Origin of the sequence: Glutamicibacter sp. NPDC087831, from assembly GCF_044742845.1 — a bacterium.
Classification (GTDB): Bacteria; Actinomycetota; Actinomycetes; order Actinomycetales; family Micrococcaceae; genus Glutamicibacter.
This window is the reverse complement of record NZ_JBIUVH010000004.1, coordinates 213,812-230,523: the sequence shown is the minus strand read 5'-3', so window position 1 is coordinate 230,523 and position 16,712 is coordinate 213,812. Positions and strand designations below refer to the sequence as shown.

The 16,712-nt window shown below is 61.6% G+C and carries 17 protein-coding genes; 9 read left to right on the top strand and 8 right to left on the bottom strand.

Going from position 1 to position 16,712, the window contains the following annotated elements; genetic code table 11:
* The first annotated feature begins 17 nt into the window (after nt 1–17).
* Nucleotides 18–842 (top strand): DNA-formamidopyrimidine glycosylase family protein, encoded by an 825-nt coding sequence (locus ACIOJF_RS14045; RefSeq protein WP_402741776.1) that lies wholly within the window; start codon nt 18–20, stop codon nt 840–842.
* Nucleotides 843–864: 22 nt separating this feature from the next.
* On the opposite strand, the gene ACIOJF_RS14040 is transcribed toward ACIOJF_RS14045, so the two are convergent.
* Entirely contained in the window at nt 865–1,701 is an 837-nt protein-coding gene (locus ACIOJF_RS14040; RefSeq protein WP_332487419.1) for a PhzF family phenazine biosynthesis protein, read from the bottom strand.
* Between the two features lie 60 nt (nt 1,702–1,761).
* Here ACIOJF_RS14040 and ACIOJF_RS14035 point away from each other — a divergent pair, with 60 nt between their 5' ends.
* Together ACIOJF_RS14035 and ACIOJF_RS14030 are read left to right on the top strand one after the other, a co-directional pair.
* Nucleotides 1,762–2,784 (top strand): pseudouridine synthase, encoded by a 1,023-nt coding sequence (locus ACIOJF_RS14035; protein WP_332487417.1) that lies wholly within the window; start codon nt 1,762–1,764, stop codon nt 2,782–2,784.
* Between the two features lie 72 nt (nt 2,785–2,856).
* Nucleotides 2,857–3,756, top strand: coding sequence for a hypothetical protein (locus ACIOJF_RS14030; RefSeq protein ID WP_402741775.1), 900 nt, complete (start codon nt 2,857–2,859; stop codon nt 3,754–3,756).
* A 25-nt stretch (nt 3,757–3,781) separates the two neighbouring features.
* Here the strand turns inward: ACIOJF_RS14030 and ACIOJF_RS14025 are convergent, their stop codons facing one another.
* Nucleotides 3,782–4,558, bottom strand: a complete 777-nt coding sequence (locus ACIOJF_RS14025) for a 3-hydroxyacyl-CoA dehydrogenase (protein ID WP_402741774.1) — start codon at nt 4,556–4,558, stop codon at nt 3,782–3,784.
* Between the two features lie 138 nt (nt 4,559–4,696).
* Nucleotides 4,697–6,145: an MDR family MFS transporter gene (locus ACIOJF_RS14020; protein ID WP_105658589.1), complete on the bottom strand. Its 1,449-nt coding sequence runs from the start codon at nt 6,143–6,145 to the stop codon at nt 4,697–4,699.
* A 209-nt stretch (nt 6,146–6,354) separates the two neighbouring features.
* On the opposite strand from ACIOJF_RS14020, the gene ACIOJF_RS14015 reads away from it, so the two are divergent.
* Nucleotides 6,355–6,894, top strand: a complete 540-nt coding sequence (locus ACIOJF_RS14015) for an NUDIX hydrolase family protein (protein ID WP_105658590.1) — start codon at nt 6,355–6,357, stop codon at nt 6,892–6,894.
* On the opposite strand, the gene ACIOJF_RS14010 is transcribed toward ACIOJF_RS14015, so the two are convergent.
* Nucleotides 6,891–7,988 carry an FUSC family protein gene (locus tag ACIOJF_RS14010; protein ID WP_402741773.1) on the bottom strand — a complete coding sequence of 366 codons (1,098 nt, stop codon included), beginning with the start codon at nt 7,986–7,988 and terminating at the stop codon, nt 6,891–6,893. The genes ACIOJF_RS14015 and ACIOJF_RS14010 overlap by 4 nt on opposite strands.
* 133 nt (nt 7,989–8,121) lie before the next feature.
* Between ACIOJF_RS14010 and tgt the strand changes: the two genes are divergently transcribed.
* Nucleotides 8,122–9,420 (top strand): tRNA guanosine(34) transglycosylase Tgt, encoded by a 1,299-nt coding sequence (tgt, locus tag ACIOJF_RS14005; protein WP_105658591.1) that lies wholly within the window; start codon nt 8,122–8,124, stop codon nt 9,418–9,420.
* A 78-nt stretch (nt 9,421–9,498) separates the two neighbouring features.
* Here the strand turns inward: tgt and ACIOJF_RS14000 are convergent, their stop codons facing one another.
* The 4 genes from ACIOJF_RS14000 to ACIOJF_RS13985 form a co-directional block, all read right to left on the bottom strand.
* Nucleotides 9,499–9,954: a GNAT family N-acetyltransferase gene (locus ACIOJF_RS14000; RefSeq protein WP_105658592.1), complete on the bottom strand. Its 456-nt coding sequence runs from the start codon at nt 9,952–9,954 to the stop codon at nt 9,499–9,501.
* A 13-nt stretch (nt 9,955–9,967) separates the two neighbouring features.
* Nucleotides 9,968–11,566 carry a hypothetical protein gene (locus tag ACIOJF_RS13995; RefSeq protein WP_402741772.1) on the bottom strand — a complete coding sequence of 533 codons (1,599 nt, stop codon included), beginning with the start codon at nt 11,564–11,566 and terminating at the stop codon, nt 9,968–9,970.
* Nucleotides 11,556–12,251, bottom strand: coding sequence for an ATP-binding cassette domain-containing protein (locus ACIOJF_RS13990; protein ID WP_402741771.1), 696 nt, complete (start codon nt 12,249–12,251; stop codon nt 11,556–11,558). The genes ACIOJF_RS13995 and ACIOJF_RS13990 overlap by 11 nt, the downstream gene beginning before the upstream one ends.
* 66 nt (nt 12,252–12,317) lie before the next feature.
* A complete protein-coding gene (locus tag ACIOJF_RS13985; RefSeq protein WP_105658595.1) occupies nt 12,318–13,028 on the bottom strand; it encodes a queuosine precursor transporter in 711 nt (236 codons plus the stop codon).
* Nucleotides 13,029–13,383: 355 nt separating this feature from the next.
* On the opposite strand from ACIOJF_RS13985, the gene ACIOJF_RS13980 reads away from it, so the two are divergent.
* The 4 genes from ACIOJF_RS13980 to ACIOJF_RS13965 all read left to right on the top strand — a co-directional run bounded on the left by ACIOJF_RS13980 (nt 13,384) and on the right by ACIOJF_RS13965 (nt 16,539).
* Nucleotides 13,384–14,091, top strand: coding sequence for a TetR/AcrR family transcriptional regulator (locus tag ACIOJF_RS13980; RefSeq protein WP_105658596.1), 708 nt, complete (start codon nt 13,384–13,386; stop codon nt 14,089–14,091).
* Between the two features lie 124 nt (nt 14,092–14,215).
* Nucleotides 14,216–14,830, top strand: a complete 615-nt coding sequence (locus ACIOJF_RS13975; RefSeq protein ID WP_105658597.1) for a hypothetical protein — start codon at nt 14,216–14,218, stop codon at nt 14,828–14,830.
* A gap of 36 nt (nt 14,831–14,866) precedes the next feature.
* Nucleotides 14,867–15,688, top strand: a complete 822-nt coding sequence (locus ACIOJF_RS13970) for a hydroxymethylpyrimidine/phosphomethylpyrimidine kinase (protein ID WP_105658598.1) — start codon at nt 14,867–14,869, stop codon at nt 15,686–15,688.
* Between the two features lie 362 nt (nt 15,689–16,050).
* Nucleotides 16,051–16,539: an FBP domain-containing protein gene (locus ACIOJF_RS13965; RefSeq protein ID WP_105658599.1), complete on the top strand. Its 489-nt coding sequence runs from the start codon at nt 16,051–16,053 to the stop codon at nt 16,537–16,539.
* Nucleotides 16,540–16,712 lie beyond the last annotated feature (173 nt).

Here is a 16,712-nt window from a genome sequence, read left to right as displayed (position 1 = left end):
TCGAAGGAGCGCTGCCCATGCCCGAAGGCGATACCGTCTACCGCGCCACCGCCCGCCTGCACCAGGCGCTGGCCGGCGAAATCCTGCTGGCCTCCGATTTCCGCGTCCCGGCCCTGGCCACCGTGGACGTCGCCGGGTACACGGTGCGCGAGGTCGTCCCCCGGGGCAAGCACCTGCTGATGCGCCTGCAGCCGCCGGCTACTGCGAACCCGGCCTTCGCCCAGCCTGCGCTGACCTTGCATTCGCATCTGCTCATGGAAGGGCGCTGGGATCTCTATGCGCCAGGCGAACGCTGGAGGCGCCCGGCGCATACCGCCCGGGTGGTGCTGGAAACAGCAAACGCCAAGGCCGTGGGCTTCGAGATCGCCCAGGTGAAACTGCTGCCAACCGAACAGGAATCCGAGGTGGTCGGCCATCTGGGACCCGACCTGCTCGGGTCGGACTGGGATGCGCAACGGGCGCTGGACAACCTGCGCGCCGATCCGCAGCTAGGCATCGGCCAAGCGCTGCTGGACCAGCGGATCATGGCCGGGGTGGGAAATGTCTACCGCAGCGAGATCCTGTTCCTGCGGCGCGTGCATCCGCTCACCGCGGTGGGCGAGGTGGCCGGCCTGCCGGCATTAATCGAACTGGCCCACCGCTTGCTGGTGGTGAACAAGGACCGGTCGCGGCGGGTGACTACCGGGCAGCCGCGCACCCGCGACCCGCTGTGGGTCTACGGCCGGGCGTCAAAGCCCTGCCTGCGCTGCGGAACCCGCATCGGGCTGCTGCGCATTCCCTCGGCTTCCACCGGTGCCGAACGGGACTGCTACCTGTGCCCTTCCTGCCAGCCAGCGGCCTAGGCGGCGGGGCGCGGCTGCAAGCCTAGAGGTCGACTTCGCCCTGCACGCAGCTGCTCACGTCGCCTCCCACCCAGACCACGCCGTCCTCCACGCGCAGATGCACCCGGCCCTGGTACCCGATCGCGGTGCCTTGGGCGGCGATGTAGCGTTCGGGAGCCAACCCGGAATCGGCCAGCCACCGGGCCAGGCCCGCATTGAGGCTGCCGGTGGCCGGGTCTTCCCACACTGGGTCCCCGCCGACGAAAGCACGCACTTCGAACTGCGTGCCGGCCCCTGGCTCCTGCGGACCTGCAACCCCGATGGCCAGCGTCCCCAGGGCGTTGGGATCCGGGTCCAAGGCCAGTACCTGCTGCGCACTGGAGAGCCTCACACCGATCCATTCCGGGCCGTTGACCAGCCATGAGGCATCCTGGATCTGCTCCCGGGGAATCGCCAGTACCTCGGCGATGCGCTGCACCAGCAATTCGGCAACCGGTTCGTAGCGGGTCAGCGGCGGGGCAGCGAACCATAGCCGTTGCGGCTCAACGCGCACCTCCACCAGCCCGGCGGCGCATTCCTGGATGACCCGTCCCTTCTTCTTGGGAACCCCGCCGGCCTTCAGCCAGGCAAAGGCCGAGCCCAGCGTCGGGTGGCCGGCGAAGGGGAATTCCTGGGTGGCAGAGAAGATCCGCACCCGGTAGTCGGCGGCCGGATCCTCCGGTTGCATCAGGAACGTGGTCTCGGCCAGATTGGTCCACTTGGCAAATCCTTGCATCTGCCCGCTGGCCAGGCCTTCTGCATCGTGGACCACAGCCAAGGGGTTGCCCAGATATGCAGTGGGAGAAAAGACGTCGACTTCGCTGTATTTACGCATGGCCATCGAACCAACCTAGCAGACCGCGGCCTGCGCGGTCCTGGCAAAGATGGGACAATAGCCCCTATGGCTATGGAATCCCCGCTTCCCGTGCGCAACGGCGTCAATGCAACTCGTCTTCGCCTCCCGCGGACCGGTTCGTGGGCAACTGTCGCAGATTATTTGCTTGAGCGCTTCGGCCATGTGGATCCAGAGGGCATCCTGCGCCGCTTCGATGATCAGCAGATCGTTGGCTTGGGCGGCACTCCGCTCACCCGCCAGACGCCCCTGGGCGAGCACGAATTCATTTGGTACTACCGTTCCCTGCCGGTAGAAACTCCCATTCCCTTTGAAGCCAGGATCCTGCACCAAGACGAGCATCTGCTGGTCGTGGACAAGCCGCATTTCCTCCCCACCACACCCGGCGGACGCTTCATCCAGGAATCCGCGCTGGTGCGCCTGCGCAACCAGACCGGCATCGATGATTTGGTGCCGATGCACCGGCTGGACCGGGCCACCGCCGGGGTCATTCTTTTCGCGGTGAATCCGGCGACCCGCGGCGATTACCAGATGCTCTTCGAACGCCGCGAGATCGCCAAGCGCTACAAGGCGGTGGTCGCCCTTCAGCCGGGCGAAGGCCTGGAAACTGGACGGGTGCTGCATCCAAATGGGGAGCATTCGCAGGTCAAACCGGAATCCGAGCTGCGTGACCTGCTGCAGCGGATGCCGTTGCTCTTCGAGAACCGGATGGCCAAGGTCAAGGGCCAGCTGCGTTCCATTGTGGAAGAAGGCGAGCCGAACGCCCAGACCCTCGTCAAGCTCGAGGCGATCGGAACGAGCACCGGTTTCCATGCCGGGCTGGAGGTCGCCTTGATGGATCTGGAACCGCGATCGGGCAAGACCCATCAGCTGCGAGTGCACCTGGCTTCCTTGGGCCTGGGCATCATCAATGACGCGTTCTATCCGCGGCTGTGGGATCTGGCCCCGGATGACTACCGGCGCCCGCTGCAATTGCTGGCGCACACCATTTCCTTCACCGATCCGCTGACCGGCCACGCGCGCAGCTTCAGCTCGCAACAGCGGTTACTGGAAGCGCCGTCGGTCCCATAACCCCTTCTCACGGGGGAAGAATTGCCCTAGGCTGGTGCCTATTATCCCGTGACCCGTAAGGATGAAGGCAAGATGGCCGAACACCAGCGGACCCCGCAACTCGATTCCCTGGTGGAGTCGGCCCAGTCTGCCATTGCTTCGGCGGCAGAACGGTCCTCCTTCGTGTTGCCCTACACGGCGCCAGATCAGCGCCCCAACCCTGCAGTGGAACCTTTCGACACGGTCCGCGGATACCTCTTGGGCGCGTCGGGCTTATTGCTGCTACTGACCTCGTTGGCGTTGTCTTCCGGCCTGCATGGACGCGCGCCGTCCAGCCTGCTGGATACCAGCCTGGTGCATTCGGTGTTGTGGCCGGCAACTGCCATCGCGCTGGTCCTGAGCGCCGCGTTTTCGCTGCGCCGCGATCAGCTTTCGGCGCGACGCCAACGAATCATTTCCGTTTATTCGATCCCGGCCACAGCGATGATGGCCTGCGCCATCACCCTGGCCTCCGGGTTCTTGGCCATCAGCGCTGCCATCCTGGCAACCATCGCTTCGCTGCTGTCCCTGTACGGCGTGCTCCAGCTGAACAGGAATACTGCGCGAAACCGCTTGGAGCGCTGGGCAACGGATGCCCCGGTAAGCTTCTTTGCCGGTTCCAGCCTGGTCTATGCCCTGCAACTCTGGTTTGCCGCCGCCGGATGGAATGACGGTGGGCAGGGACTTCCTGCTGTGGTGGTGGCGGCCGGAATTTCAGTGGTTGCCGCCGCCTTCGCCCACTCGGAGCGCGGCCGCCACGCCTTTGCCAGCGGCTTCGGAATCTGCATGATCGCCGCTGCCATCCAGGGCTGGCTCAATGAGTCCGCACCGCTGTGGGTCTGCGCAGTCTGGATCTTCATGGCCTTGCTGGTCTTCCTGATGGCCGAGAACCGCCGGTTCCAGATCAGCCATGCCGAGCACCGTGCGCAGCGCGGCAAGCCCATAGAGTTCTAGGACTGGCCGCGCCCGCCACGGGTGCCTAGCGTGGCGCCATGCGGATGGCTCCATCAAGGCGAATGGTTTCGCCGTTGAGCATCGGGTTGGCCACGATGTGCTCCACCAATTCCGCGTATTCTTCCGGACGTCCAAGACGCGAAGGATGCGGCACCTGGGCTCCGAGCGAGTCCTGGGCAGCCTGCGGCAGGCCGGCCATCATCGGCGTGTGGAAAATGCCCGGTGCGATGGTCATGACGCGGATCTGGTGGTTCGCCAGCTCGCGAGCCAGCGGCAGGGTCATGGCCGCTACTGCTCCCTTGGAGGCCGCATAGGCCGGCTGCCCGATCTGGCCGTCAAAGGCCGCCACCGACGCGGTGTTGATGATGACCCCGCGTTCGGTGGTTCCCTGCTCATCGCTCAGCGCTTCGCTATGCGCCATGGCTTCTGCGGCCAGGCGGATCACGTTGAAGGTGCCGTTGACATTGATGTCCAGCACCTTGGCGAAGCGCTCCAGCGGCAGCACTCCGTCGCGGCCCAGCACCTTGCCCGGTGTTGCCACACCGGCGCAATTGACCAGCACCCGCAGGGTGCCAAGTTCCTTGGCACGTTCGATGCCGGCAGCCACCTGCTGCGCGTCAGTGACATCAGCTGGCACGAAGCGGACATTCGCGCCGATCTCGGCGGCGATTTCATCGCCATCCTCACGCGGCAGGTCGAGTACCACCACATGCCTGGCGGCGGTGGCCAGCTTCTGCGCCGTGGCGCGTCCCAATCCCGATAGGCCGCCGGTGACCAGAGCGACTGAATCCTGCAACTGCATGTTTACCCCTTTGTAGACAGTGGTCCTGTGATCTACATTACTGGCCAGTTGCGTGGAGGCGAAGAATCTTGCCCGCGGGCATGGAAAAACCGCTGGACCCCGCGATGGGATCCAGCGGCTCTTGCACTGTCCTGCAGCCTAGTGGCTCGGAACCGTCGCAGGCTCGGCTTCGACTCCAGCCGATTTCTTCTTGCCGCCAAGCAGGAAGCCGATCACCACGATGCCGATGCTGCAGCCGGCACCGATCAGGAAGCCAGGTTGGAAGCCTTCGACCGAAGCGGTCAGCGGATCGCCGCCAGCTGCGATCTTCGCGGCGGTGGATGAGGCGACAACGCCAACCAGCAGGGCGGTGCCCATGGCGCCCGCCAACTGCTGCAAGGTCGAGAGCAGGGCCGAACCGTGCGAGTGCAGGCTGTGCGGCAGCGGGTTCAGCGCAGTGGTGAAGGCCGGGGTGAAGATGAAGGCCAGGCCCAAGCTCATCACCAGGTGCATGACAACCAGCAGCCAGATCGGAGTGTCCACATCCAGGACCACCGCGTAGCCCAGCAGCGAAACCAGCAGCACCAGGGCGCCGGGAACGATCAGCGGACGGGCGCCGACCTTGTCGTAGAGCTTTCCGACCAATGGCGCCAGGACACCCATCAGCAGACCGCCCGGGAGCATGATCAAACCGGTGGTCAGGGTTTCAATGCCCAACACGTTGGTGAAGAACATCGGCAGCAGGATGATCACGCCGAACAGCGAAATCATCGAGAACATCATCAGCACCAGCGAAAGGGTGAAAGCCCTGTAGTTCAGCGGACGCAGATCCAGCAGCGCCTTGTCTTCCTTCTGCAGGTTCAGCTGCAGGAAAACGAAAGCGAGCAGGCACAGAATCGCGCCAACAAGGATGCCCAGGTTCAGCGGGGTGACGCCAACCGACAAGCCGCTGAGGCCGTAGACCAGGCCACCGAAACCCGGGATGGCCAGAATCAGCGAAGGAATGGACAGCGGCGTCGAGGCGCCGTCAACGTCCTTGGACAGTCGAGGGGTGCCGATCAGCAGAGCCGCAACCGCGATCGGGATGATCACGATGAACATGAATCGCCACGACAGGTACTGCAAGATCAGTCCGGATACCGTCGGGCCGATGGCCGGGGCTACGGAGATCACGATGGAGACATTGCCCATCAGCACGCCGCGGCGCTCAGCCGGGACCAGATGCAAGATGGTGGTCATCAGCAGCGGCATCATGATGGCGGTGCCGCTGGCCTGGATCACGCGGGCCACCAGCAGGACGCTCAGGCCCGGCGCGAGGGCAGCCAGCAGGGTGCCCAGAGTGAACAGGCCCATGGCCAAGACGAAGACATTGCGGATGCTCATCCGCTGAAGCAGGAAGCCGGTCATTGGAATGACCACGGCCATAGTCAGCATGAAGATGGTTGACAGCCACTGAATCGCGTCAGCGGTGACATTGAATTCATCCATCAGAACAGGCAGGGCCACGTTCATGATGGTCTCGTTCAGGATGACCACGAAGCTGGAAACAATCAGCACCGCAATCGTGGTGAAGTTCTGTTTGCTCAGTCGTTCTGGAGCGTTCGTCACGGCAGGAATCTGCTTCCACGAGGATTCGGAAAAGGAAACGCTATCTGACGCTTGCGGCTGCTTCGCCGGGCAAGGAAGTTCAAATAGCTCTATCGATTTTATCGCTTGGGATTGCGGTGCACTAGGGGTGCAGGAAACCTTATAGGTGAGTTCGGCAACACAGATCCAGCTTCACGGAATGTCGAGGGTTTGTGTACGAAGATAGAACCATGAACGTGCGCACTCCTGACCCATACCCTGGATGGCTCTCCGAAGAAGACCTCTACGAGGCACGGCAGCGCCTGCCCATGCTCTACGTCGAGGCCATTCCCGTGCGCCTGGACCCGCTGGGCTACGTCAACGAGGTGGGCCTGCTGCTCACCGGCGATGATGACGGGCGCATGCTGCGCACCTTCGTTTCGGGGCGAGTGATGTACCGCGAGACCATACGCGCCGCGTTGATCCGCCACATCGAAAAGGACCTGGGCACCATGGTGCTTCCGCAGCTTCCTGCTTCACCGGTGCCCTTCACCGTTGCAGAATACTTCCCGGCGCCGAGCGAAACCGGCCTGACCGATGATCGGCAGCATGCCGTATCCATGTGCTACATCGTGCCGGTTCGCGGCGAGACCAGCCCTCGCTCCGATGCGTTGGAGCTGACCTGGCTTTCGCCCAGCGAAGCGCTCAGCTCGGACATCCAGGGCGAGTTCGCTGGCGGTCGAGAAAATATTCTCCGTCAGGCATTAGCCCATGTCGGAGTGAATATCTAGCCCTGCTGCCCGCTATTTGGAATGATTCCCTGCCGGCGCTTGATGATTGATCCAACCCAGCTTCCCAAGAGCACCCCGAGCATGCCCACGGTGCAGCCGATCAGGGTCTCGACCACGCGGTCGTACATCACCGAGCCGCTCAGGCCCGTCACCAGCGAGACGCCCACGAGCGCCATCGGGGTAATGAAAACCTGCGCCAGGAAATAGTTGCGCATGACCAGCAGCTCGGCCATGAATTGGCATATGGCGATGAAGGCGAGCAGGATCCAGACCTGCGGGTTCAGGAAGATCAAGACCGCCATCAGGACCATGCCTGCCAGGGTGCCGAGCATTCGGTGCACGCCGCGCCGGATGCGCAAGGTCGTGGTGTGCCCGACCAGGGGAACCACCGCGGCCACCATCGCCCAGTAGTTGTGCCCGGCTTCCAGGCTGCTGCCCACGGTATTGGCCAAGGCGCCGGCCACACCGGCTGTCAGGATGTAGAACAGCCCTTCCCACCAGATGGCCTTGCGGACGTTATCCGATAGTGGCGGCAGCGGGGTGCGCTTCCACAAGCTGGTCCACTGCCCGAGTGCACCGGCCGCACCGATGGCTACCGACAACAAGATCGTCAGGGCCGACACGAGCAGGGCTTCGCCGATTGGCGCGGGGACGGGGATCGAGGCAATTGCCGCGAATGCGAAGATGTGGAACAGCGAACCGCCGGGCCGCAGCCGCATGAAACCCACCAGCACCGAGCAGGCACCGGCCACGAAAGTCGTCGCGCCAACTACTTGCCACTGCTTGATTCCAGGGTCCGAATGGTCGATCCACCAGTGCGAAGCGGCCAGCGCCAGGGCGATTACCGCGAAGAACAAGGCCCCGGAACGCACCTGCATCCGCAACCGGTTCCAGTAGCCGTCCACGCGCCCATACACGCCGGTAAAGGCGCCGAACACGGCAAAGACCACAAGGTCCAGCCGTTCAATCGCGAAGAGGGTGATCAGAGGCGCAAAAACACCGATGCCGGTGCGCAGGCCGATCCAATGGTCCTTGCGGGCAGGCCCCAGCGTAATGAGCGCCTTGGCGGATTCCTTCAGATTCTCCAGACCCACATCTTCCTTCCGTCGCGTTGGACACAACACGTACGCTCCATTATTCGCGCTTTGCCTTGTGAAGCGTTAGGTTTTGGCGCACATTGCCCCTGTCGTTTTCCTCACCGCGCGGTTAATACGGCACACTTGGTACGTGTCCGAAAAGAACTTTGACCCCAGTGCCCCGCATGCCCGCCAGGATGAATTCGGCTTTGAAGTCGGAACCCGGCTGACCGCTCCGGACGGTTCCCCGATGTTGGGACGTACCGGCGTTATCCGTACCCCGCACGGCGACGTCAAGACGCCCGCGTTCATTGCGGTAGGCACCAAAGCTACCGTCAAGGCAGTCACCCCGGTGCAGGTTCAGGAGCTTGGCGCGCAGGCTGTGCTGTCAAACGCCTACCACCTGTATCTTCAGCCGGGCGCGGATATCCTCGATGAAGCTGGCGGACTAGGCAAGTTCATGGGCTGGCAGGGGCCGACCTTCACCGACTCCGGCGGATTCCAGGTCATGAGCCTGGGCTCGGGCTTCAAGAAGGTCATCGACATGAAGTCCGTAGACCAGTCTGGTCCGGACGACGCCGTGGCCCCGGGCAAGGAACGCCTGGCCAATGTGGACGAGGACGGCGTCTGGTTCAAGTCCCATCTCGACGGCACCAAGCACCGCTTCTCCCCTGAGATCTCCATGGGCGTGCAGCACCGGATCGGCGCGGACATCATGTTCGCCTTCGACGAGCTGACCACCTTGCAGAATTCCCGCGGCTACCAGGTCGAGTCCCTGGAGCGCACCCGGCGCTGGGCCGAGCGCTGCATTGCCGAGCACTTTGCATTGACCGACTCCCGCGAAGGCAAGGAATACCAAGCCTTGTTCGGCGTCATCCAGGGCGCCCAGTACGAGGACCTGCGCCGCAAGGCCTGCCAGGACCTGGGGGCCATGGCCTTCGATGGCTTCGGCATCGGCGGCGCCTTGGAGAAGGAAAATCTGGGAACCATCGTCGGCTGGTGCGCCGAAGAGCTTCCAGAGAACAAGCCGCGCCACCTGCTGGGCATTTCCGAGCCGGATGACGTCTTCACCGCGATTGAGAATGGTGCCGATACTTTCGACTGCGTCTCGCCCACTCGCGTTGCGCGCAACTCGGCGTTCTATACCCCCTGGGGCCGTTTCAATCTTTCCGGCGCACGCTACAAGCGGGATTTCACTCCGCTGGTGGAAGGCTGCGAGTGCTATGCCTGCAAGAACTTCACCCGTGCGTACATTCACCACCTGTACAAGGCCAAGGAACTGCTCAGCCACACGTTGATTTCCATCCACAACGAGCAGTTCACTGTTTCGCTGGTTGAATCCGCGCGCCAGGCGATCGAAGATGGAACCTTCTTCGAGCTCAAGGACAAGGTGCTCTCCAGCTACTACGCTGGCGAACCGGATCCGCAGGGCCAGCCGGCCGCCCTGTAGCCAAGGGCCGCAAAGCAGTCGAGGCATCGATTCTCCACGCACTGGGCAGTGCAAGGAGAATCGATGCCTCTGGCTTTTCTAAGCCGAAGCCCTCTGCCCTGCGCGGGTCATCGGCAAATGCATGATCCCGTCGTCGTCATAGTCTTCTCCGGAGCGGAGGAAACCGAACTTTCCGTACCAGCCCTCCAGCTGGGTCTGGGCGCTGAGCTGGATCTCCGCCTCCGGAGCGCAAAGCGCCACGGCACGCTGCATGAGTTCCCCGGCCAGGCCCCGGCCTCGGGCTTCTGCGGCCGTTGCAACCCGCCCAATGCGCGGAGTGCCGCTTGCGCTGTCCATGATTCGCACAGTACACAGCACTTTCCCGTTCTCGGTGGCCACCAGATGCACAGTGCCGGCATCCAGATCGCGGCCATCGATGTCCGGGTAGCACGATCGCTGCTCGACGATGAATACCTCGGCACGCAGTTTCAGTATTGAGTAGAGCAATTCTGCGGAAAGCCCATCGGGCTCGTGGATGGAAATCAAATCGTTCATCCTCCAAGACTACCTACGCCCCCGCGCCCAGCTTCCTGCCGGAAACTTGAACCAGGGCACTTGCACCAAAGAGCATTGCCGCGATCCACAGCAACAAGGGAATGGGAGTACCGGGGCTGAGCACCAAGAAGAAAATTGGCGAGAACGTGGCAGCTGCCCGAAGGAAAGTCGCTGTTTCCAGGAAAAGATACGTGGCCACGGCCGACTCGCTGGTGGCTCCCCCGAGTAATGCATCCCAGTCCCGTTCTTCCCTGCTGGCGTGGGCACTGCTTGCCGCAGCACACCCCAACGCGGCGACCAGGCCTGCGGCGATCCAAAGCCAAATGCGATCCAGCTGGATCATGCCCAGCATTCCCAGCCCGCCGGTCAAGAACAGCAAGGCGGTGGCTGAAAAGAGCATTGCATACAGCGTTGCTGCCCGCATCAGGCGCTGTTCCGAAATCCCTAGAAGCTGGGTGAGCTGCCGTTCGGAAACGAGCGGTGCAATGGTCGCGGAAAAGCTCAAGGTGAGAACCAGGCAGAGCACCAGGTAAAAGGCCGCTGCGCTCAGCGGGTTGGCAATTCGCTGAACCGTGGCGGCCAACGCGAAAGCCAGGAGCAGGAACCCGGCCACCGAATGCCAACGGCCTCCCCTCAGCAAACGGAGGCAGAGAATGCGCCACGCCACCGGCAACTTGGCGGTGAGCTTGCCACCGCGTGCGCGCCTGCGGCTAATAGCGGATGTCGCCGGAGCCGAGAGGCCTCGCGAGTCGCCCTGCATCAAAGCCCCCACGGCGAATTGCTGGTGCTCTCCGGCAAAACGCAACGCCTGGCCCGGAATCTGGTCAAAATGGCGAAACGCACCGTACGTACTCGCGCCGCTAAGTACCAGGATAACGAGCAAGGCGAGCACCCAGGCAGCCGGCTTCAAGGTGGCCGCAGCCATAGCGCCAACCAGGCTTTGGGCCCAAGGAATCTGGAACATCAAGAGCATCCACAGCACGGCCAAGGCGATGAGCAGCCCGAGGCCCACCCAGTCGCAGATCCGTCGCGCAGCTATTTGGTGGTTCTTCCCCTGGATCGCCGTGGCCGCGTTGGCAAGCCCGACACCGGCCACTGCGAAGCAGGCGAGCCCAAGGACTGCAACGGGTACCGGGAGCGATCCGGCCAGCCCCAGCATCACGATCAGCCACAACGCACCGGCAAAGCTGCTCGCGAAAAGACCGATGAGCACCGCATTTCGCCAAGTCGGCTGGCGGATAGCCCGGAGCTTGACCGGTAGCGGCAGCCACCAGTCGGCCTTGACCGCACTGAGCCCGCAAGGCCCCAGGTAGAGCATGAGCCGAAAGGTTGCCAAGCCGGCCAAGGCCAATAGCACGAAAGAGAGGTCCTGCAAGCGCCAGACGGCGCTGGGCAGCTCTTGGTGCGCTACGCCCTCGCCCAAGAGCACAAACAGCATGCCAAAGAGTGCGCTGAAGAGGTAGGCCAACGCCACCAGCGCGGCCAGCACCCAGACATAGGCATCGGAAAAGCTGTCGAATTTCTCGGAGAAATTCCGCCGCTTCTTGGCTCTATTGACCAGTTCTCGAGGATTGAAATCAACGGCATGGCTTGCAACCCGGCTAGCGCTCAAGCCACTGCGCCCCTGCCTGCGGATCAAGCAGTTCACCCTCGTCTTCATCCAGAAGCAGCACTTGGTCCACGCAGCTTCGCACCATCAGCGGATCATGGGTCACCGCTAGCAAAGTTGTTCCCCTGGCGCGTACCCCGGCAAGCCGCTGGTACAGCTTCTGCCTGATACGCAGGTCCAGGCGTTGTTCCGGTTCGTCAAGAATCAGCATTTCTGCCGGACGGATCAAGGCCGCGGCGAGCAGCAGCTTACGGCGCTGGCCAGAAGACAGCTCGCCGGGAAGGTGATCGGCAGCAGCAGTGATTTCGAAGAAGTCGAGTTCTGCTTGGACTAACTGGGCCCAATCATCCAGTCCGTGTCCACGAGCGACCATTTCCAGATGTTCGCGCACGGTGAGTTCTTCGAAGAAGGCGCCGTCGGTGACCTGTACTGCGACGGTACGGCGAAAATGCTCCGAGCTTTCATTCACGGGAAGGCTTTGGAACTCGACGGTGCCTTCCACCGGAATGAGATGTCCCAGGATGGTGCGGATCAGTGTTGATTTTCCGCTGCCATTGGCACCGATAATTCCTAAGCCAGCACCGGGAGCCAGCTGCAGGTTGATCGGCCCGCAGATCACGCGATTGGGATAGCCAATGGTCAAGTCGCGTGCTTCTAGCTGAACTTCAGCGCTTTGACCTGTCTGCATGCCATCGATTCTAGTGTCCGGATACAGCTGTGGGCATCGCCCTCACGGATGATGCCCACAGGATCACTAGCTTGCGACGGCCGCTTGGCTGTAGCCAGGTTCGCGCTTCTTGAACCATTTGATGACCATCGAGGTCACCGGAACAAACAGGACCTCCACGGCAGTCTTGTAGATGAAGCCCACCACCACGTAGTTGATGAATGTCGGTGCATCGGCGATGCCGATAACTGGCGCTGCAATGGCACAGAAGATCAGGGTATCCAGGAACTCCCCAACACCGCTGGAGCCGATCAAGCGGAGAATCAGCCCGCGCTCGCCGGTACGTTCCTTGAGCTTGACCAGCACCCATGAGTTGGCCAGCTGCCCCACCAGGAAGCCGCAAGCGGAGGCGACGACGATCTGCCAGATCGGGCCAAGGGTGCGCTCAAATGCGTCTTGCCCGTCGTAGAACTCGGCTGATGGCAATTGGATCATGACCCAGAAGCAGAACACTGCGAAGAACGCCAAGGCGAAAGTCACCAGGATTGAACGGCGAGCCGCCTTCAATCCGTAGACTTCCGCAATGACGTCGCCCAGAATGTAGGCCAGCGGGAAGAGGAAGAAACCGCCATCGGTGATCAGCGGACCGAAGCTGACACCTTTGGAGGCGCCGATGTTCGAAAGAATCACGACCGCGCCCATCAAGGTGAGCACCGTGGAGAAGTAGGGAGAACCCGAAGAAGCGAAAACCGCGTTCTTGGTTCGAATCAGATTGTTGCTGGCGTTGGAATCGCCCATGAAATTTTCCTTGTCAAAGTGGTTCGCCAGAACATCGCTAAAAGGCGCGGCCCTGCCCACGAATCAAAAGGGTGGAGGTTCCATGCCTGCGCGCTGTCCCGCTGTATTAGCACTTACGCAACAAGTATCCCATGCATAACTGCGGCCACGTTCTCACCTATTGAAGACCAACCATGTTTCAGAAATCAAAGAATTCCAAAATTCATATCTCACTTGAATGTCTTCGAATTATAAATTCGAGGAAACAAATAGTGCAGTGACCGTCCTCCCGTACATCAGCATGAAAATTTTCCTTTTTTGAACGCGTTCAAATAATTGGTAGAATCGGATCCACCCACTTCCATCCAAAGGCTCCATGACAACGCAACCACGCACCGAAAAAGGCCAGCAGACCCAAGCCAAGCTCTTGGCAACTGCCTTGGAGTGCTTTGCCACGGACGGATATAAAGCCTCGAGCATGCGTGCCATTGCTTCGAACGCAGGGGTTTCCCTGTCGCATGCGTACTACTACTTCAAGTCCAAAGAGGAGATCGTTGCCCAGCTCCTGCTGAACCTGCGCAGGGAACAATATGATCTTTGCGCGGGGATGCTCGCAGAGGGAAATACCCTCGAAGCCAACATCCGCGCAGTACTCGACACGGGCGTCGAAGCGTTGGCTCCCTATCACGATTTCGGGCCTGCGTTCCTGCGTCTGATGCTCGCGCGCGATATGGGCAACGACGAGATTTCCAGCATTGAATTGGAGATATGGGAGAAGGTCGTTTCCGGATCCCGCCCGTTGCCCCCATTGGGCATACGACGCGATCTGCCGAAGTTCTTACTGCTGGTTTCCCGCCAGATCTTCTCGGCGTGGGCTTTCGACCAGTCACCGCAGCAGCGCCGATCCAGGCTTCTGATGAAGAACATGGCACCGGTTGCCGCCAAGTTCGCGGTGCTCTGCCGCTTGCCTGTGGTGCGCTCGCTCTTTGAAGATGTGCTGGCACTGATGGATCCAGGGCCAGCAGGGATTGATGAAGTGGCCATGGCAGATCCTTCACCGCTGAGACGGCCGAAAGCCTCCTGAAAAGCTGCGGATTGCGCGAGCCGGCAAACACCCTGACACAGAGTTCCGTATCACCGCGCCTTAAGGCGTAAAGTCAAACATGCCGATAGGTGATCCCTAGCGAACCAAAGGAGAATGCAGCACTATGAGCGCAATGGCACGAGCACTGCCAAGCTGGACCCACGACTACGCCACGCTGCGTGATCGCATTGCTTCCTTCCCGAACCAGCACGAGATTCGTTCGGTGAATCAAGACGGTGAAGACGTGGAAATCCTCCGCTACTGGCCTGATGCTTCCTGGTCCGCGCCAAAGGACGCGCAGCGCTTGATCCTCTTGGGCACTCCCAACGACAGCACCGCTGCAGAACTCGCCACTTCGGGTTGGCAGCCAAGCACGACCATGCATCTGCTGGCCGGCAAGCCCGACGACGTCGAGCAGGTAGTCAAGCTCGCCGATACGTCCGGGCTTTTCGAGGCTCCAATGGAGAACTATGACGTCGTTGAGGTGACCGACTTCGACCGTCCGGTCGCCCGAGGACGCATGCGCTACGGCGAAAACTACGGCCTGCTTACCGACCCGGACCTTTTCTCCCCCACTGATCCCGATGCGGCTCGCCGCGCGGTACTGGCTAACTTTGCAGGCGCAGCCTTCGGCCACGGGCTGCCCTGGCTGCTGCTGGTAGCCACCGCAGAACACGCCCAGCAGCTTCCCGAAGGCTGGTCCAAAGCGACCACGCTCAGCTTCTGGCAGCACGGCTAATCCCATTCCCTACCCGCACTACCCGCAATTGAGACTATGACTAATACAAACACTGCCTCTCCAGCCCTGACCCTGACCATCGCTGGTTCCGAAGCCACTGGCGGCGCAGGCGCCCAGGCCGATCTAAAGACCTTCCAGGAACTGGGAACCTTCGGCATCGTGGCTTTGACCTGCATCGTCTCCTTCGATCCCAAGGACTCCTGGAACCACCGCTTCGTGCCCGTTGACCAGCAGGTAATTGCCGATCAGCTCGAAGCCATCCAGGCCTGCTACGAGGACAAGCTCAGCACGGTCAAGCTGGGCATGATGGGCTCGCCAGCAACGATCAACACCGTTGCCACCGCGTTGAAGTCCCAGCAGTGGGACAACGTACTGCTCGACCCGGTGCTGATTTGCAAGGGCCAGGAACCAGGCCACGCACTGGACACCGACGAAGCCCTCAAGGCTGCCTTGCTGCCCTTGGCTACGTTCGTCACCCCGAACCACTTCGAGGCTGAACAGCTCTCGGGAATCAAGATCACCACTGAAGATGATCTGATCGAAGCTGCCAAGAAGATCCACGAGGTCTCCGGCGCGGCGGTCCTGGCCAAGGGTGGAGTCCGCATCGCTGGCGAAGACGCCGTGGACGTTTTCTACGATGGCACGACCCTCGAGGTCTTGCGCGAGAAGAAGATCGGCGAAGTTGCGGTCTCCGGCGCGGGCTGCTCGCTGGCCGCAGCCGTAACTGCAGAGCTGGCCAAGGGCGCTACCCCGCTGGAGGCAGCCCGCACAGCCAAGGCGTTTGTCACCGAAGGCATCCGCAACCGCGTTTCTGGCAACACCCCGTTTGACGCACTCTGGCAGGGCGGCCGCCGCTAGGCCCTGGCTGCTGGAGTGTTTGCTGGCCACTGCCGTTCACGGCGGTGGCCAGCAAACTGCTTTAACCGTGATCCCAGTCATTGGCCTAAGCCAACCGCACTTGTTATGGTTATTCCGGAAGTGCTCAGAATCAATGCGTGGAGAACCACAGGAAGGAGCGGTCGGCTATGCAAGCCACTTTGACGCTCTGCCCGTTCGTCTGCGTATCGAACGGGGTTGGCAACACATTTTCCGCTTAAGGCTCCTGCCTTAGGCAATGTTCCAGTGCCCCCAATTTTTCGTTCCCTTGCAGACCTCAACACCTTGACGATTCGTGATTCCGCGCGCCCATGAAGCGCGTGCGGACTATTTGAGGATTTCCCATGCAGCCATTGACCGAAAAAACCATCCGTTCTTCCTTCATCAACGCCAGCCGCCAAGAAGCGAAGAAATTGACCCTTCCCGAAAACTTTGCCTCCCTCGAGTGGGATTCGCTGGAGTACCTGGGTTGGCGCGACCCGAAAATGATGCAGCGCGGCTACCTGCTCCACACCGACGAAGCGGGGCAGACCCGCGGCATCCTCTTGCGCCCCACCGACGGTGGCCGCAAGCCGACCAACGCCACGATGTGCGAGATGTGCCGCGATGTGAACATCCCCTGCGCGGTAGGCATGTGGACGACCAAACGCGCTGGCCAGGCCGGACGTGATGGCAACACCTTGGGAACCTTGATCTGCCTGAACTTCGAGTGCTCCCGCAATGTGCGGATCCCGCCTCCGAAGAATCCGATCTACCCGGACCCAATGGTTGTCGTTGCCGAGCGCATCCAGCTGCTCGACGAGCGCGTGCATAGCTTCCTGAACCGCCTCTAGGCAACCGCAGCCTTTAAGCCGATTCCGGCGCCGCCCGCCCAGCAAGTAGCGAACTGATGAGTAACAAAGCGTCCAAATTTTCTCAAAAATGGACGGGCCCATCAGGCCTTGCTGGGCGGGTTTGTCGCAGTGGTTCGCGGATTTTATTGTGAAATTCCCAAGCCAGCACAATA